This is a genomic window from Microbacterium sp. ZKA21 (assembly GCF_050434165.1).
Classification (GTDB): domain Bacteria; phylum Actinomycetota; class Actinomycetes; order Actinomycetales; family Microbacteriaceae; genus Microbacterium.
The window spans coordinates 1-22,347 of record NZ_JBNPVV010000004.1 but is presented as its reverse complement, the minus strand read 5'-3'; the positions used below and the strand labels follow the sequence as shown (position 1 = coordinate 22,347).

The window sequence follows — 22,347 nt, the reverse complement described above, 5'->3', positions numbered from 1 at the left end:
GTCTCAGGCGTTCGCCAGCTCAGCGGCCTTGTCGGCGCCCTCGTCCATGGTGGCGGCGAGGGTCACGAGCGGGTGCGCGTACTCCGCGAGGATCGCACGCCCCTCCTCGACGCGGTTGCCGTCGAGACGGACGACCAGCGGCTTGGAGGCCGTGGCACCGAGGGTCTCGAGGGCGCCCTTGATGCCGTTCGCGACGGCGTCGCACGCCGTGATCCCGCCGAAGACGTTCACGAAGACGCTCTTGACCTGCGGGTCGCCGAGGATGACGTCGAGGCCGTTGGCCATGACCTCGGCCGACGCTCCGCCGCCGATGTCGAGGAAGTTCGCCGGCTTCACGCCGCCGTGGTTCTCGCCGGCGTAGGCGACGACGTCGAGCGTCGACATCACGAGGCCCGCGCCGTTGCCGATGATGCCGACCTCGCCGTCGAGCTTGACGTAGTTCAGACCGCTCTTCTTGGCCTTGGCCTCGAGCGGGTCGGCGGCGTCCTTGTCCTCGAGCTCTTCGTGCTCGGGGTGACGGATCTCGGAAGCGTTCTCGTCGAGCGTCACCTTGCCGTCCAGCGCGATGATGTCACCGGCCTCGGTGCGCACCAGCGGGTTCACCTCGACGAGCGTGGCGTCCTCGCCCTTGTAGACCTCGTAGAGCTTCACGAAGACGTCGGAGACCTTCTCGATGAGCTCGGCGGGGAAGTTCGCGGCCTCGGCGATCTCGACCGCCTTGGCCTTGTCGATGCCGGTCAGCGGGTTGACCTCGACACGCGCCAGCGCCTCGGGCTTCTCGACGGCGAGCACCTCGATCTCCATGCCGCCCTCGACGGAGCACAGCGACAGATAGGAGCGGTTGGCGCGATCCAGCAGCACGGAGAAGTAGAACTCCTCGGCGATGGCAGCACCCTGTGCGACCATCACGCGCTTGACGATGTGACCCTTGATGTCGAGTCCGAGGATGGCCTTGGCCGCCTCGTACGCCTCGTCCGGCGTCTTCGCGACCTTCACACCGCCGGCCTTGCCGCGGCCACCGGTCTTGACCTGAGCCTTGACGACGACCACACCGCCGATCTTCTCGGCTGCCGCTTTCACCTCCTCAGGAGTGTCCGCGACGATGCCGGCGAGAACCGGCACCCCGTACTTCTCGAAAAGGTCTCGTGCCTGGTACTCGTAGAGATCCACGTGCAGTCCTTCGCTGGTTGCGGCGGGTGGGACGCGACAAGAATGTCGGTTGCCGATAGATGAATCGACCCGAGAAACCAGCCTACTACCGTCTGTCATCAGCCTTTCGCGCCGGTCTAGGCTTCTCGCTATGCACGAATCCGCAGAACCGCGCTCCGTCGTCGTCGCCGCAGCGCTCGAGCTGTTCCAGGCGCAGGGCTACGACCAGACCTCCGTGGAGCAGATCGCGAGGGCGGCCGGCGTCAGTCGATCGACCTTCTTCCGCCAGTTCGGCGGCAAGGAGGATGTGGTCTTCGCCGACCACGAAGTGTTGCTGACCGAGTTGCGCGGATTCCTCGCCGAGGGGCACGACGACCCCTGGGCCGCGGTGTGCGAAGCATCCGAGCGGGTGTACGCGCACTTCGCGCACGACCCGGAGATGGCCCGCCAGCGCTACCAGATCGTGCGGCAGGTGCCCGCGCTGCGCGAGCGCGAGATCATCACGGTGTTCCGCTACGAGCGACTGTTCGACGAGTACCTGCGCTCTGCTCTGCCCGGCATCGACCCGCTGGATGCCGTGGGCTTCGCCGCGCTCGTGACGGCCGTGCACAACCATGTGCTGCGGCGCCTGCTGCGCGAGACGAAGAAGGTGCCGGTGTCGACGCTGCAGACCGCGCTGGTCGATGTGCGCCGCCGGTACGGCGTCGGAACGGATGCGGTCGACTCCGCCTCCGACGACGTCGTCGTCGCCGTCTTCCCCCGTTCGATGCCCGTCGCCGAGATCACCCGCCGGCTGGGAGCCGAGCTGCGTTGACACTCGGTGCCCTTTGACGTGAAACCGAGTGCCGCCACCGGGTAGAGTGGCGCGCATGAGCGATGAAGCCACCTCCTTCCCCGGCGAGCGCGTCTCCGGATACGACACGACGAGTCGCCGCGACAGCGACTACTACGCCGTGTTCGCCGACATCCCCGCCGACGACCGCCTGGCGTGGGATCGCGCGAAGGCGTACGTCGACGAGGTCGGCCCTCGCATGGTGGACGCCTGGGATCGCGGCGAGTACCCGCTCGACATCGCTCGCCGCATGGGCGAGATGGATCTCGTCGTCGACGGCATCGACCATCCGAAGCTGACGCGGTTCTCACCGCTGGCCGCGGGCCTGGTCAACATGGAGATATCCCGCGGCGACGGGTCTCTCGGCACGGTGCTGGCCGTGCAGGGCGGTCTCGCGCTGCGTACGCTCGCACTCTTCGGCAGCGACGAGCAGCAGGAGCGGTGGCTGACGGCGCTGGCCGACGGTTCGGTGCTCGGTTCGTTCGCGCTCACCGAGCCGGATCACGGGTCGGACTCGGTGTCGCTGGAGACGATCGCCCGTCGGGAGGACGACGGCTGGGTCCTCCGGGGAGCCAAGAAGTGGATCGGCAACGGCGCTTCCGGCGGCATCACGTTCGTCTGGGCCAGGGTCGATGACGAAGGCGCTCCCGAGCACGGCGCGGTGCGCTGCTTCCTCGTCGAGCAGTCTGCGACCGGATACGTCGGCACCGTGATCCCCGGCAAGGGGTCGCTGCGCGGCATCCATCAGGCGCACATTCTGCTCGATGACGTGCGCGTGCCGCTGGATGCCGTGCTGCCGGGTACCCGCAGCTTCAAGGATGCGTCGACCGTGCTGTACGCCACCCGCTCCGGCGTCGCGTGGTCGGCCCTGGGGCACGCGACCGCGTGCTACGAGGCGGCGCTGTCGTACGCGTCGCAGCGCGTGCAGTTCGGCAAGCCGCTGGCGAAGTTCCAGATGGTGCAGGAGCGCCTGACCCACATGCTCGAGGATCTCACCGCGATGCAGCTGTACTGCCGCCGCCTCGCAGATCTCGAGACGGCGGGTGAACTGCGCCCGACGCAGGCGTCATTGGCGAAGTTCCACAACACGCGCGCCGCCAGGCGGGTCGCGTCGACGGCGCGCGACCTGCTCGGCGGCAACGGCATCCTGCTCGAGAACGGCGTGATCCAGCACATGGCCGACATCGAGGCGATTCACACCTACGAAGGCACCGAGAGCGTGCAGGCGCTGCTGCTCGGTCGCGACATCACCGGCCACTCGGCGTTCGCCTGAGCATCCCTTCGCGAGACTTGTGCTGCGGGGTGAAGCTTGGTCCGGCAGGCCGAGTCCGACGCTGCAGAGCAAGTCTCGCGGAGGGCGTCAGCCGTTGCAGCCGCAGGCGCCGGACGGCCCCTTGACCATGAAGCAGACGTCGCACACGCCGTAGTCGCGCTCCTCGAGCTTCGTCGCGCGGACGGGCTTCGCCGCGGCTGCGGCCCGCGGAGCCGCCGGCTTGTTCGAGCCGGGGGTGCGCTTGGTGGATGCTTTGAGCGGCGTGGCCGCGGCGTACTCGCTCGGGTGCGTGACGAAGAAGAAGGGCGCGCGCCCCTCGCTCGGCTGCAGACGGAGCGTGATGGTGCCCACGACGATCTGCTCCCACGACTCGAAGCCGTTCGTGTAGGTCTTGCCGATGTGCAGCGGCGCGCCCTCTCCGACGCGGACGGCCTCGATGTAGCGGCCGCGGTCGATGAAGGACGAGATGCCGATGGCATCCGTGATCGCCGTGATGAATGCGTGATTGACGGGATCGATCCGATGCGCACGCAACGCCTCGGGAAGGTTGCGGTACGGACGGGAGGTGCCTGCGGGGGTCGGCCCCTGTGCTTCGTTCATTACCTCAAGGATCTCATGGCCGCAGGGTCCGCACGCACCGTTCTCGAGCGTGCAAGACTGGCCCCATGGTGCGCGCGACGATCATCGGCAGCGGTCCGAACGGACTGGCGGCGGCGGTGACGATGGCACGGGCCGGCTACGAGGTGCGCGTGCTCGAGGCGGCCGCCACGATCGGCGGCGGTGTCCGGACTCTGCCCTCGACGCTCTCGGGCTTCCGTCATGACGTGTGCTCGGCCGTGCACCCGGTTGCGCCGACCACGCCGTTCTTCCATGCCTTCGGGCTCGGAGAGCGCATCGAGTGGATCCGTCCGGCGATCTCCTACGCGCATCCTCTCGACGACGGCCGCGCGGGCATCGCCTGGCGCGACATCGAGCGCACCGCATCCGGCCTCGGAGTCGACGAGCGCGCCTGGCTGAGCCGGCTGCGCCCGCTCAGCTCGCACATCGCCGGGGTCATCGACTTCACCGGCAATCAGATGATGCGCATCCCGCACGACCCGATCACCTCGGCCCGCTTCGCCCTGCGGATGCTGGAACAGGGCACGCCGCTCGCCTCCCGCGCCTTCCGCACCGAGGAGGCCGCAGCACTGCTCTCCGGGGTCCTCGCGCACGCGAACACCCCTCTCCCCTCGCTCGCCGGATCGGCAGCCGGGCTCATGCTCGCCGCGCACGCCCACGCCGGCGGCTGGATGTATCCGCGCGGCGGGGCGCAGCGCATCGCCGATGCGCTGGCCGATGACGTCGCCGCGCACGGCGGGACGATCGAGACCGACTCCCACGTCACCGATCTCGGCGCGCTCGATTGGGGCGACCCGACGCGCGGCGATGTACTGCTGCTGAACACGTCGCCGCGTCTGCTGCTGACGCATCCGGATGTCCCGTCCCGCTACTCGCGCGCGATTCACGCGTACAAGTACGGCCCGGCAGCGGCCAAAGTGGACTTCGCTCTCGACGGACCGGTGCCGTGGGCGAACGCCGACGTCGCGAAATCCCCGACCGTGCACCTCGGCGGCACCCGTGCGGAGGTCTGGGCCAGCGAGAACGCGGTCGCCGACGGCCGCGTCAGCGAACGTCCGTATGTGCTCGCGGTGCAGCCGTCAGTGCTCGACGACACGCGCGCGCCCGAGGGCAAAGCGGTGCTGTGGGCCTACATCCACGTCCCGCAGGGCTCCCGACTCGACGCGACCGAGCTGATCACCCGCCAGGTCGAGCGCTTCGCTCCCGGCTTCCGCGACCGCATCCTCGCGCACCACGCCGTGCCGGCATCCGCCAGGGAGGCGATCAATCCGGCCGAGATCGGCGGCGACATCCTCGGCGGCGCGTTCACGCTCGCGCAGGCGTTCCGCCGGCCCACGCTCTCGACGGCGCCCTGGCGGACGCCGATGGCCGGGGTGTACCTGGCCTCGGCATCCACTCCCCCCGGCCCCGGCGTCAACGGCATGGCCGGCTGGCACGCGGCGCGCACGGCCCTGGCGGATGCGGGCACCCGCGTGACGCTCGCCGATCTGTTCTGACCTCGCCGACCTATCGTCGCCGCCCGGCAACGGGCAGGATGGCAGCATGGCCTACGACATCCCCGCCCCGATGCTCGCCAAGGCGGCAGCCGCCGTCCCCGACCCGGCGAAGACGCCAGGCGGACTGCTGTACGAGCCCAAGTGGGATGGCTTCCGCGGGCTGCTCTCCTGGGACGGTGAAACGCTCGAGATCGGCTCCCGGGGCGCGAAGCCGCTGACGCGCTACTTCCCCGAGCTGGCGGATGCCGCGGCCGCTGCGCTTCCCGGCCCCTGCCTGCTCGACGGAGAGATCGTCGTCGCCACCGGTGAACCGGGCACGCAACGGCTGGACTGGGAGGCGCTCAGTCAGCGCATCCATCCGGCGGCGTCGCGCATCGCCCGACTCGCCGCCGAGACGCCGGCGATGTTCATCGCGTTCGATCTGCTCGCCGACGGCGACGAAGGGCTTCTCGATCGTCCGTTCCGCGAGCGCCGTGAACGGCTGGAACGGCTGCTCTCCGGCATCCCGCATCCGTTCCATCTGACCCGCACCACCCGCGAACGCGAGGTCGCCCAGCACTGGCTGGCCGAGTTCGAGGGCGCTGGGCTCGACGGCGTCGTCGCGAAGCCCCTGGATCAGCCGTACGCGCCGGGCAAACGCACGCTCATCAAGATCAAGCACGCCAGGACCGCCGATGTCGTGGCGCTGGGATACCGCATCCACAAATCAGGATCCGGCGTAGGCTCGCTGCTGGTGGGGCTGTACGGCGCGGACGGGGTGCTCCGCCAGGTCGGCGGGGTCGCGGCGTTCAGCGACGCGCGGCGCCAGGAGCTCGTCGACGAGCTCGCACCTCTCGTCGAGCGCGATGCCGAGGGAGCGGCCGTCACCGGCGAGGGCGAGCGCAGTCGGTTCGCCGGCAGCAAGGACGTATCGTTCGTACGGTTGCGTCCCGAGCGGGTTCTCGAGGTGCGGTACGACCAGATGGAGGGCGCGCGATTCCGGCACACGGTCCAGTTCGAGCGCTGGCGGCCGGATCGCGAGGCCGCCTCGTGCACCTACGCGCAGCTCGAGACGGTCGCCGGCTACGATCTGGACGCCGTGCTGGAGCACGTCTGACCGCACCCGTGCGCGGGGCATGGCTCGCCCGGGCTCTGCGGCACCCTACGATCGGAACCGATGGAGGGAGCCGACCGTGAGCGGAGAATGGCGAGTCGGCGGGGCGACCGCGCTGGTGGTGCTGGGGGTCGGCGGAGTGATCTGGGCGGCCTTCACCGCCGCTGAGGACATCATCGGAGCGCGCACCTGGGCGGATGCGCCATCGGCCACGTGGTGCGCCCTGCTGGCCGTGCTCTGCGGCGCGATCGCGGTGCTGGGCTCGCGGATTCTCGCCCGCGCGGACGAGTGGCTGGATGATCTTCCGGCGAAGTCGTACCTTCCGTCCGTCGCCCGCTTCGCCGGCGTCGCCCTCGGCGCCGTCGGCGCGGTTGCGACCACCGGCCAGCTCGAAATGCGGATCATCGCCGGTGCGGTCGCTGTCGCGGCGGTCGTGTTCACGGTGCTGCGCGCCCGGATGCTCCGTTCCGAGATCGTCGAAACGCGGGTCGAGCGCGCACGGGTCGACGCCCTGCGAGCGCATGGGCGCCGCGTACGCGCCGAGGTGATCGACGCCGAGTTCACCGGGGTCTGGGTCGGCGCGATGATGCTGTTCGAGGTGACCGCCCAGTACTCAGCGCGATCCGGCACCCATCAGGTCCGCGAGCGGCTGCTCACCGGAGTCGATGATGCGCCCGTGGTCGGCGGCACCGTGCTGCTGTGGGTTGCGGCCGACGGATCCGCACCCGCAGACGTGCTCATGGAAACGGACCCCGACAGCATCCGCCACCCCGAGCCGTCCGCGCTGCTTCCGGTGGTGGATCCGCCTCTGCCTCGCCGACCCTGGCTGGCCTGACGATCAGTCGACCCGGTCGCCGTTGGAGTCCCAGTTCTCGGCGACCTTCTTGCTCGGCTGCACGCGGGGCGGCTCGCCGGGCATCTTGGGGAACTCCGGCGGGAACGACAGTTCGCCGAGGCCGTTGTCGACATCCCGCTGCCACCACTCCAGCAGCGTGTCGATGCGCCCTGGCGCGGCCTGCAGATCCGCCCACGGATCGCCGACCTCGGCCAGGCGCTCGGGGATGCTTCGGACCGTGAAGCCCTTCGGGTCGACGTCATCGAGCTCGTCCCAGGCCACCGGCGTGGACACGGTGGCACCGGGAAGGCTGCGCGGACTGTAGGCGCCGGCCATCGTGCGGTCGCGGTTGGCCTGGTTGAAGTCGACGAAGATGCGCTGGCCCCGCTCTTCCTTCCACCAGCTCATCGTCACCCGGTCCGGCATCCGTCGCTCGAGCTCGCGTCCGGCGGCGATGACCGCGTGCCGGACGTCGAGGAACTCGTGCTCGGGGACGATCGGGCAGAACACGTGCAGACCGCGGTTGCCGCTCGTCTTGATGAACGGCTCGAGCCCGCCCTCGCGCAGCACCTCGCGCAGGCCATGGGCGGCGACGACGGCATCCGCGAAGTCCGTCCCGGGCTGCGGGTCGAGATCGATGCGCAGTTCGACCGGATTGTCCGGGTCGTCGGCGAGCGACGCCCAGGGGTGGAACACGATCGTGTTCATCTGCACCGCCCAGACGATCGCGCTCGGCCGGTTGAAGACGATCTGAGGGTGTCGTCGTCCGCTGTTGTACGTCACCGTCACGGCGTCCACGAAGTCCGGTGTGCCCTTGGGCGGATTCTTCGAGAAGAAGCTCTCGCCCTCGATGCCGTCGCGGAACCGCTCGAGGGACACCGGGCGGTGGCCGTTGGCGTTCAGGAACGGTGTCGCCACGAGCTGGGCGTACTCTGCGAGCTCGGCTTTCGTGATCCCTCCCGCGCCCGCCGAGGGGGCCGGCCACACCAGCCGGTTCGGGCTCGAAAGGGCGATCTCGCGCTCGCCCTCGGGATCGGAGACGGTCAGCGTGACGCGTTCGGAGGCCATGCGTCGACCCTATTGCGAACCGGAGACGTCGGCCAGGGGTCCGATCGTCGAGTCCATCACCGGTCGGATCAGTCGCCGAGGTCGACCGCGAGCACCAGGACGGGCGCGAGGGCGTCGCGCTCGACGATGATCGACGGGCCTGCGGCGTCCACCAGGATCCCGGCCATCTCGGGATGCGTGGACAGCACCTTCGCGAGCTGCTCGGGGGTGAACGGCATCGGCCGGTCACCGCGACCGAGTGCGACGACCTCGAGCGGGTGCGAGAACAGCTGCAGGAACCGCTTGCCATCCGGTGTCTGCGCCTCGGCGATGCCCACCTGGCCGCTGGATGTGCCATCGTTCACCGCGACCCAGGCCTTGGTCTTCGCCAGCGCCTCGCCGACCTTCGCAGCCGTGTCGGCCTCGCGCGGAGCCGCGAGCAGCGTCTTGATCGTCAGATCGGCGTCGGCCTGATCGAGGGCGCGCTTGACGACCTCGGTCGGGAAGACCGCGCGGTGGACCCCGGAGGCGTTGTCGAGGATGAGACCGGTGAAATCGCCGTCGATCACCTGCTGGAGCACCGAGGTCACCGGCTGCGCGACGGCGGACGTCGCCGTCGGGTCGCTCTCGCGCTGCACGGAATCGCGCACGGACGCGGCGTTGCTGAACGCCAGCATGAACGAGCGCTCCTCATCGCGGACGACCGCGATCGACAGCGCCTGGCCCTCGGCGATCTGAGCGCGCGCGTCCCCGTTGACTCGGAGATAGAGGTGGCCCTGCATCGCCTGGCGCAGCACACCGAGCAGCTGCTCGTTGGTCGCGCCCGCTTCGATCTCGGCGAGCGCCTCACGCAGCAGGACGTTGTCCTTCATGCCGGGCACGGTCTCGGTCTGCTCTGGTGGGAGCGCCGCAGCAAGCGGCAGCTTTCGTGCGACGGGAGCTGCGGGGGCTGCGGGGGCGGATGCCGCGGGGGCGGACGGTGCGGATGCCTGGACCGGCGGTCGCTGCTCGGCCGGCTGGTCGCTGGGGAGCGTCACCTCTGGGCCTGCCTCGGCTCCGACACCGCGGAAGGCCTGCACGGAGATGCCGACCGTGGGCGCGGCCGGCTCGGCCTCGGCCGCTTCCGCGGGCCGATCCGCTTCGTCGGCCTCGGTCGCGGTCGGTTCCGCGACCGGGACGGCGTCGTCGGCGGACTTCTTGCGGCGGGAGAACAGAGCCATGCCAGCCAGCCTAATCGCCGTGGGGACGCGGATCGCGCCGTCGCCGCTACAGCTTCTCGATCGGTGCGATCTTGATGAGCAGCTTCTTCTGACCGGCAGCGTCGAACCGGACGTGCGCGATGCGCTTGGCGCCTTCGCCGGTCACGGCATCCACTCGCCCCTCACCGAAGTCGTCGTGACGGATGCGGTCGCCGGGGGCGAGTTCCAGATCGCCGTTGTCGCGCACTTTCGAGGTGACTTTGTTCGGGAACCGATCCATCGAGGTGGACAACGGCTTGAGCGAGCCGCCGAGCGGCTTCACGCCGAAGCGGTCGCTGCCCCCACCGGGCCGGCGGGCGTTGAGCGCACGCGACTGAGTCCCCCCGCGCGAGTTCACGTCACCCGGTGACTGCCGCCAGTCGATCAGGCCGGCCGGGATCTCCTGCAGGAACCGGCTCGGCATCGCCACGGTCACCTCGCCGAACTGGGCCCGCGTCATCGCCAGCGACAGATGCAGGCGCTTGCGCGCACGCGTGATGCCGACGTAGAACAGTCGCCGCTCCTCCTGCGGACCACCAGGCTCTCCCGCCGAGATCCGATGCGGGATGAGGTCCTCCTCGACGCCCGTGACGAACACCGCGTCGTACTCGAGGCCCTTGGCCGTGTGCATCGTCATCATCGACACCGAGCCGGACTCGTCGTCCAGGTCGTCGGCATCCGACACCAGCGCGACGTCGGTGAGGAAGTCGACGATCGTCCCATCGGGGTTGTTGCGGGCGAAGTCGCGGGTCACGGCCACGAACTCGTCGAGGTTCTCGACACGCGCCTCGTCCTGCGGGTCGCGGCTGGCCCGCAGCGCGTCCAGGTAGCCGCTCTTCGCGAGCAGGACGGTCAGGCCGTCGGCGACGGACGTCGCGGGCGGCACCTCACCGGACGACGGCAGCAGGATCTCGGATGCCTCGGCCAGCACCGCGTCCAGATGACCGATGGCGGCCTGGAGCTTGGGTCCGACCCCGAGTTCGGCTGGTCGCGAGAGCGCCTCGCGGAAGGTGATGCCGTGGTCGTCGGCGAATCGGGCGATCGCCGTCTCCGTGACGTCGCCGATGCCGCGTCGCGGCTTGTTCAGGATGCGTCGCAGCGACATCTCGTCGGCAGGGTTCGCCACCGCGACGAGATATGCGAGGGCGTCCTTGATCTCGGCCCGCTCGTAGAACTTCGTGCCGCCCATGATCTTGTACGGGACAGCCGAGCGGATGAAGATCTCCTCCAGCGCGCGGGACTGCGAGTTCGTGCGGTAGAACACCGCCATCTCGGAGTACGGGAATCCCTTGCGGTGCAGCGCCTCGACCTCGTCCGCGACGAACTGCGCCTCATCGTGCTGCGAGTAGCCGGTGAATCCGATGATCTGGTCGCCGTCGCCGCGATCCGTCCACAGCTTCTTGTCCTTGCGGTCGAAGTTGTTGCCGATCACGGCGTTCGCTGCCGACAGGATGTTCTGCGTCGACCGATAGTTCTGCTCGAGGAGCACGACCTTCGCACCGGGGAAGTCGCGCTCGAACTCGCTGATGTTGCGGATGTCGGCACCGCGGAACGCGTAGATCGACTGATCGCTGTCGCCGACGACGGTGAGCGATGCGCCCTCGAGCGCGGGTGTCGTCTCGGGCTCGAAGATCATCATGCCGTTCGAGGCATACGGGTCCGGCGCACTCGACGTCACCGGTCGCGTCAGCTCGTGGATCAGCGCGTACTGGGCGTGATTGGTGTCCTGGTACTCGTCGACGAGGATGTGCCGGAACCGGCGCCGGTACGTGTTCGCCACCTCGGGGAACGCCCGGAACAGGAACACCGTCTGGCCGATGAGATCGTCGAAGTCGAAGGCGTTCGCCTTCTGCAGCTGACGCTGGTAGTCGCCGAAGATCTCGACGAAGAGGCGCTCGGCGGGATCCGACATGTTCGCCTGGCGTGCGTATGCCTCGGCATCCGACAGTTCGTTCTTGAGCTTCGAGATCCGGGACTGGACGGATGCCGGAGTGAGCCCGTACGCGTCGGCCTCGTGCTCCTTCACGAGCCGCTTGATGAGGGCCCGGGAGTCGCCGGAGTCGTAGATCGTGAACGTCTTGGTGAAGCCGAACTGCTCGGCCTCGCGACGGAGGATGCGCACGCAGGCGGAGTGGAACGTCGAGATCCACATGCCGCGGGAGGCCTCTCCGACGAGAGCGCCGACCCGCTCGCGCATCTCACCCGCCGCCTTGTTCGTGAACGTGATCGCGAGGATCTGGCTGGGCCACGCCTCGCGCCCGCGCAGCAGCGAGGCGATCCGACGCGTCAGCACGCTCGTCTTTCCCGACCCGGCTCCCGCCACGATGAGCAGCGCGGGGCCGCGGTAGGTCACGGCTTCGAGCTGCTGCGGATTGAGGCCGGCGAGGAGGTCGTCCTGCGCCTGGGGTCCTGCGGTTCCGGGAACGATGAGGGGTGCGTCTGTCATGTCCTTTCGAGTCTAGGCGGCGCCGCCGACACTGCGATCGTCCGGCCGTGCCGTCAGCCCCGGGGACGGAGAGATCCCGTACGTCTGGAGACTTCGGGCTGAAGTCTCCGACGGACGGGATCTCTCCGACGAACGGACGGTCAGACCCGGTGCCCCCGACGTGCACGCAGGAGCAGCGCACCGGCGGCGAGCAGAACGACCGCGAACGCCGTCGCCGCGACGGGGAGCTCGGCGCCCGTCGTCGCGAGTTCCTCCGCGGCCGCGCCACCGGGCAGCGGTGCCGCACCGGGGTCGCCGGCGACCGGGTTCTCAGCACCGGGGTTCCCGGCACCGGGGTTCTCAGCACCCGGTTCGCCCGGCGCCTCCGGCGTCTCGCCGCCCGGGTTCTCGCCCGGGACCTCGCCGGCGTCCGCCACCGGCAGCGTCCCGACGCGCAGCGCCTCCGTGGCGAAGCCGTCGGCGAACCACCACACCGGCCGCTCGCCGTCGACCGCCAGCGACGCGGGCGCCGTGGCGAAACCCTCGTTGTTGATGTCCGGCATCCCTGCGGGGCGTGCGAAGCGGACGATGTCGGGCGTCGCCGTTCCGTTCAGTGCGATCTGCGCCGAACGCCCATGGCAGCCGTCATCGCACACCGCCCACAGCACGTCCAGCACGCTGTCGTAGTCGAGCGCCATCACGCCGGCGAGCCCCGGAGCGATCTCGGACACGAGCGTCGCCGAGCCGTCCGCGCGGAACGCGAAGGCGTAGACGTGCCCGGTGTCCTCGACGGCGACGAAGAACAGGCCGTCGCCGTGGTCCGCGTGCGCGGACGGATCGTAAGCGGCGCCGGTGGTGTCGTCGAACAGGGCGCCGGCGAGGACGTCATCCGAGATCCATTCGACCGCCTCGATGCCGAGGTTCGCGCCGACGGAGGGCAGCAGGGAGGTGAGGTCCCATTCCTGCTCGGCGACGAGATCGCCATCCGCGGCATCCGGATCCACCTTCAGCACGAGGTTCTGGTTCACGCCCTTCGCGCTGTTGTCGCGCTCCGATGCGACATAGACCGAGCCATCGCCGGCGACCGTGATGCCCTCGGTGTCCGGGCCTGCGGCATCCGGATCGGACGCATCCCGCTGGAACCGGACGCGTTTGCCCTCGTCCCACCCGTCGGCCTTGATGACCGAGCCGTCGGCCTGGGCCTCGAGCTTCCAGATGCGCCCGTCGCCGTTGTCCACGGCCCACAGGAAGACGCCGTCCGACGTCTCCTGGACGTCGAGGCCGGAACTGTCCTCGAGGAAGGTCGGGATGCCGTCGAGCACCCGCACCTCGGCCGAGCCGGGCCACGGCGCGACCTCGTCGTCCCCCGGCTCCTCGCCGGGGGTCCCGCCGGCGTCGCCGCACGCGTTCGCCGCGCCCTTGGTCGATACGGCGATGTCGACGAACTCACCGGTCCCGTCGGGGCACCGCGCCCAGACGCCGTCGGCGTGATCCGCGTAGACGTGCTCGGCGACCGTGCTGCCGTCGGCGTCGCGGATCGTGACGGTGTCGCCGCCGCCGAGCCCGAACACGAAGTCGCGCGGCTGGTCGAACACGAAGAACGCGCCGGGCTCGAGCACCGTGCCCGCCGGCAACGGCGTGGTCTCTGCTGCGTGTCCGACGGGGTCGGCGTCCATGAGCGTCCAGCTGGAGAGGTCCACAGCCGTGCTCTCGCGGTTCACGACCTCGACCCAGTCGGTCGCGTCCCCGTTCGACTCGATCTCGTTGATCGCGACGTCCGGTGCGACGCACGAGTTCGCCGCGTTCGGCGTCGCGTGCGCCAGGACGAACGCGCCGACGCCGTCGGGGCACCGGGCGAGCGTCGCGGAGGTGGAATCGCCGTCGATCTCGGCGTGCCCCTCCCACGGCTCGGTGTCGTCCAGCAGAGCGCCCGACGCGTCGAACAGGCGGATGCGATCGGCGCTGCCGATCCCGATCGGATCGCGGAAGGCCGTCTCGGTGCCGTCGACGACGCCCATCGATCCTTCCTCGACCACGAGGAACTCGCCGCCGCCGATCTCCGACCCCGCCGGGAACCGCCAGCGGTGGTCGTCGGAGTTGTCACGGATCTCGTAGCCCGAGATGTCCAGCGCCTCGGTGCCGGGGTTGTAGAACTCCACCCAGTCCGCAGGCTGCGAGTCCACCTCGTTGATGCGGATCGACCCGTCCACCGGCGCGATGGCGCAGTCGTTCGCCGCCCCGGGTGTCGCCGCGGTCGCGGGCGCCCACTCCCCCGTGCCATCGGGGCAGCGCGCCCACACCGCGAGCGGTGCGGTGTTCTCGTACGCGTAGCTGTCGATCTCGGCATCCGACGCGTCGAACAGGACGACCTCGTCGCCCTTGCCGAGCCCGAAGTCGAAGTCGACGTCCTTCACGAGCACGACGAATCCGCCCGGTTCGAGGATCGTGCCGGCCGGCACCGCACCGAACGCGTCGCGCTTCTCGTCGGCGATGCGCCAGCCGTCGAGAGCGACCGCCTCGGTGCCGGCGTTGAACAGCTCGACCTGGTCGGCGAGGCCGGTAGCGGCGTCGTCGTAGACGATCTCGTTGAGGACGATCATGGGCGCCGTGCTGGTTTCAGCATTGGCGGCGAGGGGTGCGGCGAGCAGGGCGGCGGCGCTGAGAGCGCCGACCGCCGTGAACGCGACCCCGCGGTGCAGGCGGGACATGGGACTCCTGGGTCGGAACGGAACGGGTGTTCCCCCAGATCACCGATCCCGCGTGGACGCATGACGACGCGTCGGTGTACCGGCGGTGAACGGCGGGTGGCCGTTCCCTGCGCATCCCGCAGGCGGTTCAGGCGATGCGCGTCCCCGGGGGCAGGCGTCGAGCCGGCGTGCGCGTGCGCGACCAGGCGCCGGCGAACAGGCCGCCAGCGATGAGGACCTGGATGCCGAGGCCGACGAACCAGCTCGGGACCGTGCCTTCCATCGACTCCTGCGGCGTCGGGTAGTCCTCGAAGCCGCCGTCGCATTCGTCCCACCGCTGTTCGACCGGCGACTGCTGCGCCATGCGTACGCCGTATTTGATCTGGCCGAAGAGGTCGACCGGGTAGCCGTCATCGGTGAATTCGGTCGGCGTCGCGTCCGCCAGCACGACGAACGGGTTCGCGGCCAGCGCCCACCACACCCGGTCGAACCGTGGCACCTCGTACGTGTAGGTGTCCCATTCGTCGCAGATGACCTCGCCCTGTGCATCGTACGGACGGCTGTAGTTGGTCGCTTCGCTGCGGAGTGCGGCACCGCCGAGTCCGAACACGATGAGCGTTCCGATCGTGAGCCCGGCGACGACGAGGTAGGTCGCGGCCACGGAGAACAACGGCCGTGCGATGAGACCGCTCAGCCCGACGCCGATCGCCGCGACGATCACGATCTCGATCGCCAGCACCACGAGGGAGACGAGCAGGGCGAGCGGACTCACCCCGCCGCCGAGCAGGGCGATCGAGAGGAACGGCAGGGCGATGAGCAGGAAGGCGCCGCCCGTGGCGATCGCCGCGAGCAGTTTGCCGAGCATGATGTCACCCGTGGATGCCGCCGTGACCTGGATCGCCGCGAGGGTCGCCGCATCCCGGTCGCCGTTGATCGCGTTGCCGCTGAGCGTCGGCGAGACGAGCACGACGAGCAGCAGCACGACGTTCACGACGATCGAATACACCCCGGCGCCGACGAAATCGCCCCAGGAGTACACCATGAACGCGAGGGCGGTGACGCCGACCAGCACCAGCGCGAACACTCCGAGGAGGACGTACCAGCCGACGCTGCGCAGTCGCTGCGTCAGTTCGAGGCGGGCGATCGTGGCGATGTGCGCGGCGCTCATGCGTCCGCCTCCGTTCCTGACGTGGGCTGCGCCGGCGGCGAGGCGGCCGGCGGCCGCGACACGGGCTGCGATGTGCTGCGGAGGTTGAGGAACGTGTGTTCCAGTGCGCTTTGGGCGGGCGCGAACTCCGAGACCGCGAGTCGCGCCTCGACCAGGCGTCGAAGGGCGTCCGCCGCGGCATCCTCACCCGGGAAGCCGACCAGGACGGCACCCCGATCGGCGCCGAGGGACTCCACCGGGATGCCGAGGGTCGACGCCACCTGCCAGGCATCCGCGTTGAATCGCTCCGGCGTCACTCCGGCCAGCCGCACGCGCCACGCCCGCGCAGCGGACTGCGCAGGTGCCGCATCGACGACGGAGCCGGCGACGAGGAACACCGCATCATCGACGACCTCTTCGAGCTCGGACAGGATATGGCTGGAGATCAGGATCGTCCGCCCCTCGCTCGCCAACCGGCGCAGGAGCAGACGCAGCTGCACTCGCGCCTCCGGGTCGAGACCGGAGGCCGGCTCGTCGAGCAGCAGCACCCGCGGGTCGTGCACGAGGGCACGCGCCAGACCGAGCTTCTGCTTCTGGCCGCGCGAGAGCACCTTCGCCGGGGCGTCGGCGAGCTCCTGCAGCCCGACGAGCGCCAGCAGCTCGGCGGCGCGCGCCGCGGCATCCGGCTTGGACAAGTCGTACAGCCGGGCCGTCGTCACGATGGTCTCCCTGGCCGTCAGCGAGGGCCATGCTCCCAGCGCATCCGGCATCCAGCCGAGAAGGCGTCGTGCAGCGAGCGGATCGACGATCGGATCGATCTCTCCGATGCGGATGCTGCCGGCGTCCGGCGACAGCAGCGACGCGAGCATCAGCAGCAGCGTGGTCTTGCCTGCGCCGTTCGGTCCGACCAGGCCTGTCACCCGGCCCGCCCTGGCCTGGAAGCTGGCCTGTCGGACGGCGTGCACATCGCCGAATGATCTGCTGACGCCCTCGGCGATGATTCCGCTCATGCGGTCATCATGACAGCCGATCGATCTCCGGCCGTGGAACTCGCAGACGACCCTCAGCAGTCCGCGGCGACACGAGCAGGCGGATGCCCAGGAGCGCACTGGCAGAATCGGAGCATGCGCACGATCCTCAACATCATCTGGCTGATCCTCGCCGGATGGGCTCTGTTCCTCGGCTACGTGCTGGCGGGCATCCTGCTGTGCATCCCGATCATCACGATCCCGTGGGCGATCGCGTCCTTCCGCATCGCCGGCTACGCGATCTGGCCGTTCGGCCGCGAGGTCATCAGCAGGCCGACGGCCGGCGTCGGTTCGTTCCTCGGCAACGTCATCTGGGTGATCCTCGCCGGCTGGTGGCTCGCGATCGGGCACATCGTCTCGGGCATCGCGCTGTGCATCACGATCATCGGCATCCCGATGGGAATCGCCGATTTCAAGCTCGTGCCGGTCTCGCTCATGCCGCTGGGCAAGGAGATCGTCAAGTCGGGTACCGGAGCCTTCGACCGCACGCTCTGAGCGTCGCCTCCGGGGCTCAGCCGCGGAAGAATCCGACGCCGAGATCCGGGTGATCCACGAAGACCCCGTCGACGCCGGCGCGCGCGATCGCCTGCCATTCCCCCTCGTAGTCGCCGTAGTCGCTCCGCCCGCCGGCGCCGCGGAACTCCGGCGCGAGGAACGCGTTCTCCGGGCGGCACGTCCAGGTGAAGACCGTCAGACCCCTGGCATGCGCGTCGGCGACGATCGAGTTCGGCACCAGCAGCATCCGCTTGCTCACGCTGATGCCGTCGACCCGGCCGACGAGCCCGTCGAGACCCGCCGGCGTCACCGTCGCCGGATACGAGAGCGCCTGCTTGCCCTGAGCGACGAGCAGGTCGTACGGGCGCCCCTTCGCCTCGATCAGGTACACGTACGATGCCGCGATGCCGGCCGCGCGCAACTGCGCGAGCACGGTCGACTCGAACGATTCGATGATCAGCGGAAGCTCGCCGTCCGCCCAGCCGGCGGCACGCAGATCACGGGCGATCAGCGGTGCCAGATCCAGACCGATGCTCTCGAAGTAGGTCGCATGCTTGATCTCGAGCACCACGCCGATCTCGCGTCCGTGCTCCGCCGAGCCGTCGCGGACGATGTCGAGCACGTCGACCAGACGCAGGATCGGCTGAGCGCTGTCGAAGCTGGCACTCGAATGACGCAGCTCCGGCACGCGTTCCCGAACCCGGAGGGTGGAGAGCTCGGCCCAGGTGAAGTCCTCGGTGAACCAGCCGGTCAGCGCCTGGCCGTCGATCCGCTTCGTCGTCCTGCGGTCGGCGAACTCGGGGTGCTCCGCGACGTCCGTCGTCCCCGAGATCTCGTTCTCGTGACGGACGACGAGCACGCCGTCACCTGTCGCGACGACGTCGGGCTCGACCGCGTCGACGCCCATGGCCAGCGCGAGCTCGTAGGCCGATCGGCTGTGCTCCGGCCGATACCCGGATGCGCCGCGATGACCGATGACGAGGGGCGCATTCCTGGGCATGCTCTCAGCGTAGAACAGCGCACGCGTCCGGCCGCCCGGGTACTGTGGATACAAGCGATATCAAGACCCCCTTGGAGTGAGGCCACGATGAGCAACTTCGCATTCAACAACCCTGCTTTCCAGCAGCAGGACCCGCGCAATGTCGCGACGTACCCGGGCGGACCGCAGGCGGCTCAGGGTGCGCAGGCGGCGTCGTTCCAGCACGCCGGAGTGGATGCCGCGACGAACGCGCAACTGGAGGGCATGTACGCCGCTCCCCCGGCCGGCGCGGTCGAGACGGATCGGATGAGCGTCGAGGACACCGTCTGGAAGACCGTCGGACTCTTCGCGATCCTGCTCGTCACCGCAGCCGTGGGCTGGGTGTGGACGTTCGGCGGAACGCCGTTCCCCGAGCAGGTCGTCTCTGTGTCGATGGTGCCGTGGATGCTCGGCGCGCTCGTCGGCTTCATCCTCGCAATGGTCGTGACGTTCACGTCCCGCAAGAAGGTGCGCCCGGCGCTGATCTTCGCGTACGCCGCCTTCGAGGGTCTCTTCATCGGAGCGATCTCCGCGTTCTTCGAGTACATGTGGCCCGGCATCGTCGGCCAGGCTACGCTTGCCACCGTCGCCGTCGTCGGTGTGACCCTGGCGCTGTTCGCCAGCGGCAAGGTCCGCGCGTCCAAGAAGATGACCAAGATCGTCATGATCGCGATGATCGGCTACCTCGTCTTCGGCGTCCTGAACCTCATCGGCATGTGGACGGGACTCATCGACCCGCAGCTGACCTTCGGTCTCTACAGCGCGAAGATCGCGGGCATCCCGGTCGGCCTGCTCATCGGGCTGCTGGTGGTCTTCATGGCCGCGTACTCGCTGGTCATGGACTTCGACCAGATCCAGCAGGGCGTCCGCAACGGCGCTCCCCGCAAGTACGGCTGGCTCGGTGCCTTCGGCATCATGGTCACAGTCGTGTGGCTGTACGTCGAGATCCTGCGCATCATCGCGATCGTCCGCGGCGACTGACGCGCGTTCTGCATCGACGAAGGGCCGTCCCATCGGGGCGGCCCTTCGTCGACGCGGCGCAGGCCGGGTACGGTCTGCGGGGACGATAGTGTGCGCTCGGGAGGAACCATGAAACGCGGATCCAACATGCCCGCCGTCGGGACGTACAACCAGACCCTCGTGCTCGATATGATCCGCCGCTCGCCTTCCGGCCTGAGCCGGATCGAACTGGCGGAACTGACCGGGTTGTCCGCACAGACCCTCAGCAACGTCGCGCGCAAACTGTCGCTCGCGGGTCTCATCCTCGAGGGAGATCGCGTCGTCTCCGGCCCTGGCAAGCCGCGGACCATGCTCCAGTTGAACCGTCGTGCTCGATTCGCCGTCGGCATCCACCTCGATCCGTCGATCGACACCTTCGTGGTGGTCGATCTCTCGGGAAGCATCGTCGCGCACATCGAGGCGCCACCGGAGGACACCGACGCGACACCGGATCTGATCGCGGGGCTCGCCGCCAGCGCACACGCGCTCCTGAGATCAGCCGACGTCCCTTTCGACCGCGTCCTCGGCATCGGCGCAGCACTGCCCGGCCCGATCGACGACGCGGCGGGGATGGTGCTGACACCGCCGCTGCTGCCGAACTGGCACCACACCCGGGTCCGCGATCTCCTGATCGAATCGACCGAGCTGCCGGTTGTCGTGGAGAAGGATGTCATCGCAGCGATGGTCGGCGAGCTGTGGGCGGATGCCGACCATGCGCTCAGGGATGCCGCTCTTCTGTACTACGGTGCGGGCGTAGGACTCGGCATCGCTCATGACGGCGATGCCGTCCGTGGACGCACCGGCAACGCCGGTGACATCGGGCACCTCATCGTGGATCCGAGCGGTCCGCCGTGCCAATGCGGGATGCGAGGCTGTCTCGGTGTCACCGTGGCGCCGGAACGGCTGCTCTTCGATGCAGGCATCACCGACTCCCTCGAGACGCCCTGGGGCGCGGTGCCTGCGGGTCTGGACGAACTCCGCACGCGAGCGCAGGGCGGCGACGCTCGCGCGCTCGCGGTCTGCGCTCGAGCCGCCGAATCGCTCGCCCGGGCGATCGTTCTCGTGAACAACATGCTCGATACCGGGACAGTCGTGATCGGCGGCCCGGCGTGGAGTCGCCTCAGCGAGCTCCTGGAACCGCCGCTACGCGCCGCCCTGCCCACGATCCCGCAGATCACCACGACCCGCCCGCTCCGCCTCGTGGAAGCGCGATTGGGCACGGACCTCGCGGCGGCCGGCGCCGCGTGCCTCGTCCTGGACAGCATGTTCACGGCGCGCGCCTCCGACCTGATGATCAGCGCCTCCTGACCGCCGTTCTCCTTCGGTGAAGAAAACGCTTGACTTAATATATAAACATGTTTGAATAACACGAGCGCGACGTCTGCGCACGACAAGTGTGAGCAAAGGAGCTTCGATGAAGAAATCACTGACCGGATTGAGCATCCTCGCCGTCGGCGGCCTGGCCGTCGCCCTGAGCGGTTGCACCGGCGCCACGTCGGGCGGAGGCGACGACGTGATTCGCGTCGCATACCAGAAGACGTCGTCGTTCACCGCGATGGACGATCTCATGAAGACCGTCAAGGAAGAGTACGAGAAGCAGTATCCGGACCGCGAGGTCGAGCTCGTGCCGATCGAGGCGGAGCAGGATCAGTACTTCACCAAACTCGCTCTCATGAACGGCTCCGCGGACACCGCTCCGGACGTCATCTACGAGGACACCTTCCAGATCCGCTCGGATGCGGCCGCCGGCTACCTCCTTCCGATCGACGAGTACCTGGCCGAGTGGGACGGCTGGGACCTGTACGACGACGGCGCGAAGCAGGCCGGGCTGGGCGACGACGGCAAGACCTACGGGGTCTCGCTCGGCACGGACACACGCGGCATCTACTTCAACAAGGACCTCTTCGAGGCCGCCGGGCTGTCCGCTGACTGGCAGCCCACCTCGTGGGACGAGATCCTCGAGGCGGCGCGCGCGATCAAGAAGAGCAACCCCGATGTCACCCCGCTGAACATCTACGCGTCGAAGACCCTCGGCGAGGCCACCTCGATGCAGGGCTTCGAGATGCTGCTGTACGGCACCGGCGACGAACTCCTGGACACCGCGTCGAACAAGTGGGTGACCGAGTCAGCCGGATTCCGCGACGCACTCGCCTTCTACGAGACCGCCTTCAGCGAAGGACTCGCCCCCGACCCCGCCGATGCCCTCGACCCGGGCTGGGGGTCCAAGGTCCAGAACGAGCTCATCCCGCAGGGCGAGCTCGCGATCGCCATCGACGGCTCGTGGCTGCCGAGCGGCTGGATCGCAGGCGACAACGCGTGGGCGGAGTGGGAGGACACCATGGGCCTCGCCGCGATGCCGACTCAGGACGGCGACGGCGACGGCTTCACCTCGATGTCGGGGGGCTGGACGCTCGCCGTCGGCGCCAATGCCGACGACCCGCAGGCCGCCTTCGACTTCATCGCCCAGGCGATGACGCCCGAGAACGCGCTCACGTACCACCAGGAAGCGGGACAGATCGCGGTGCGCTCCGACGTGGCCTCCAGCCAGGAGTATCTCGACTACAACCCGTCGTTCGAGTTCTTCTCGTCGCTGGTCAAGTACACGCACTTCCGGCCCGCAACCCCCGACTACTCGCAGATCTCGTCGAACATCCCGGTCGCGACCGAGTCGATCATCACGGGGCAGTCCTCGCCCGAGGAGGCGCAGAAGGCGTATGACGAAGCGCTGATCGGCATCGTCGGCGAAGACAACGTCACCGCTGGCTGATCGTCCCATGACCGCCGTCACCGCCGGCGGGCTCGGGCGGGGGGGGGGGGGGGGGGGGGGGCCCCCCCCCCCCCCCCCCCCCCCCCCCCCCCGCACGGGGGCCCCACGACTCGGAACCATCGGCCGGCTCCACGCCCGCGCCTGCGGGCCCGTCCGCGAACTCGGCCTCGAACTCCTCGAAACCTGCGGGAATCACCGCC

The 22,347-nt window shown here is 69.2% G+C and carries 18 protein-coding genes; 9 read left to right on the top strand and 9 right to left on the bottom strand.

All coding sequences use genetic code 11. The annotated features are described in order from the left end of the window. Positions 1 to 3: 3 nt before the first annotated feature. Positions 4 to 1,170 (bottom strand): ADP-forming succinate--CoA ligase subunit beta, encoded by a 1,167-nt coding sequence (gene sucC / locus M2317_RS09705; RefSeq protein WP_429459620.1) that lies wholly within the window; start codon positions 1,168 to 1,170, stop codon positions 4 to 6. Positions 1,171 to 1,300: 130 nt separating this feature from the next. On the opposite strand from sucC, the gene M2317_RS09700 reads away from it, so the two are divergent. Next, positions 1,301 to 1,963 (top strand): TetR/AcrR family transcriptional regulator, encoded by a 663-nt coding sequence (locus M2317_RS09700; RefSeq protein ID WP_429459618.1) that lies wholly within the window; start codon positions 1,301 to 1,303, stop codon positions 1,961 to 1,963. 55 nt (positions 1,964 to 2,018) lie between these two features. Then, positions 2,019 to 3,254, top strand: coding sequence for an acyl-CoA dehydrogenase family protein (locus M2317_RS09695; protein ID WP_429459616.1), 1,236 nt, complete (start codon positions 2,019 to 2,021; stop codon positions 3,252 to 3,254). A gap of 87 nt (positions 3,255 to 3,341) precedes the next feature. Here M2317_RS09695 and M2317_RS09690 read toward each other — a convergent pair whose 3' ends face one another. After that, complete coding sequence (locus M2317_RS09690) at positions 3,342 to 3,854, bottom strand: hypothetical protein (RefSeq protein ID WP_429459614.1); 513 nt, start codon at positions 3,852 to 3,854, stop codon at positions 3,342 to 3,344. Between the two features lie 65 nt (positions 3,855 to 3,919). Between M2317_RS09690 and M2317_RS09685 the strand changes: the two genes are divergently transcribed. The 3 genes from M2317_RS09685 to M2317_RS09675 all read left to right on the top strand — a co-directional run bounded on the left by M2317_RS09685 (position 3,920) and on the right by M2317_RS09675 (position 7,296). Next, the gene (locus tag M2317_RS09685) at positions 3,920 to 5,368 is read left to right on the top strand and encodes a phytoene desaturase family protein (protein WP_429459612.1); all 1,449 of its coding nucleotides are present in this window, start codon (positions 3,920 to 3,922) and stop codon (positions 5,366 to 5,368) included. Between the two features lie 46 nt (positions 5,369 to 5,414). Next, positions 5,415 to 6,464, top strand: coding sequence for an ATP-dependent DNA ligase (locus M2317_RS09680; RefSeq protein WP_429459610.1), 1,050 nt, complete (start codon positions 5,415 to 5,417; stop codon positions 6,462 to 6,464). Positions 6,465 to 6,540: 76 nt separating this feature from the next. Next, positions 6,541 to 7,296 carry a hypothetical protein gene (locus M2317_RS09675; RefSeq protein WP_429459608.1) on the top strand — a complete coding sequence of 252 codons (756 nt, stop codon included), beginning with the start codon at positions 6,541 to 6,543 and terminating at the stop codon, positions 7,294 to 7,296. Positions 7,297 to 7,299: 3 nt separating this feature from the next. On the opposite strand, the gene ligD is transcribed toward M2317_RS09675, so the two are convergent. The 6 genes from ligD to M2317_RS09645 form a co-directional block, all read right to left on the bottom strand. Beyond that, positions 7,300 to 8,364: a non-homologous end-joining DNA ligase gene (gene ligD / locus M2317_RS09670; protein ID WP_429459606.1), complete on the bottom strand. Its 1,065-nt coding sequence runs from the start codon at positions 8,362 to 8,364 to the stop codon at positions 7,300 to 7,302. Positions 8,365 to 8,432: 68 nt separating this feature from the next. Next, a complete protein-coding gene (locus tag M2317_RS09665; protein WP_429459604.1) occupies positions 8,433 to 9,563 on the bottom strand; it encodes an SseB family protein in 1,131 nt (376 codons plus the stop codon). Between the two features lie 46 nt (positions 9,564 to 9,609). Continuing rightward, the gene (locus M2317_RS09660; RefSeq protein WP_429459602.1) at positions 9,610 to 12,027 is read right to left on the bottom strand and encodes an ATP-dependent helicase; all 2,418 of its coding nucleotides are present in this window, start codon (positions 12,025 to 12,027) and stop codon (positions 9,610 to 9,612) included. 140 nt (positions 12,028 to 12,167) lie between these two features. After that, positions 12,168 to 14,714, bottom strand: a complete 2,547-nt coding sequence (locus M2317_RS09655) for a lamin tail domain-containing protein (protein ID WP_429459600.1) — start codon at positions 14,712 to 14,714, stop codon at positions 12,168 to 12,170. Positions 14,715 to 14,841: 127 nt separating this feature from the next. Next, positions 14,842 to 15,861 carry an ABC transporter permease gene (locus M2317_RS09650; RefSeq protein WP_429459598.1) on the bottom strand — a complete coding sequence of 340 codons (1,020 nt, stop codon included), beginning with the start codon at positions 15,859 to 15,861 and terminating at the stop codon, positions 14,842 to 14,844. After that, the gene (locus tag M2317_RS09645; protein ID WP_429459596.1) at positions 15,858 to 16,850 is read right to left on the bottom strand and encodes an ATP-binding cassette domain-containing protein; all 993 of its coding nucleotides are present in this window, start codon (positions 16,848 to 16,850) and stop codon (positions 15,858 to 15,860) included. Before M2317_RS09645 ends, M2317_RS09650 begins: the two co-directional genes overlap by 4 nt. A gap of 114 nt (positions 16,851 to 16,964) precedes the next feature. On the opposite strand from M2317_RS09645, the gene M2317_RS09640 reads away from it, so the two are divergent. Next, positions 16,965 to 17,363 (top strand): YccF domain-containing protein, encoded by a 399-nt coding sequence (locus M2317_RS09640; RefSeq protein WP_429459594.1) that lies wholly within the window; start codon positions 16,965 to 16,967, stop codon positions 17,361 to 17,363. A 16-nt stretch (positions 17,364 to 17,379) separates the two neighbouring features. Here M2317_RS09640 and M2317_RS09635 read toward each other — a convergent pair whose 3' ends face one another. Next, on the bottom strand, positions 17,380 to 18,363 hold the full coding sequence (locus M2317_RS09635; protein ID WP_429459592.1) for a glycerophosphodiester phosphodiesterase family protein: 984 nt from the start codon (positions 18,361 to 18,363) through the stop codon (positions 17,380 to 17,382). 87 nt (positions 18,364 to 18,450) lie between these two features. Here M2317_RS09635 and M2317_RS09630 point away from each other — a divergent pair, with 87 nt between their 5' ends. From M2317_RS09630 to M2317_RS09620, 3 genes are all read left to right on the top strand, one after another. Then, positions 18,451 to 19,362 (top strand): Bax inhibitor-1/YccA family protein, encoded by a 912-nt coding sequence (locus tag M2317_RS09630; protein WP_429459590.1) that lies wholly within the window; start codon positions 18,451 to 18,453, stop codon positions 19,360 to 19,362. Positions 19,363 to 19,470: 108 nt separating this feature from the next. Continuing rightward, on the top strand, positions 19,471 to 20,688 hold the full coding sequence (locus M2317_RS09625) for an ROK family transcriptional regulator (RefSeq protein WP_429459588.1): 1,218 nt from the start codon (positions 19,471 to 19,473) through the stop codon (positions 20,686 to 20,688). A 106-nt stretch (positions 20,689 to 20,794) separates the two neighbouring features. Then, positions 20,795 to 22,147, top strand: coding sequence for an extracellular solute-binding protein (locus M2317_RS09620; protein ID WP_429459586.1), 1,353 nt, complete (start codon positions 20,795 to 20,797; stop codon positions 22,145 to 22,147). The last annotated feature ends 200 nt before the right edge of the window (positions 22,148 to 22,347 follow it).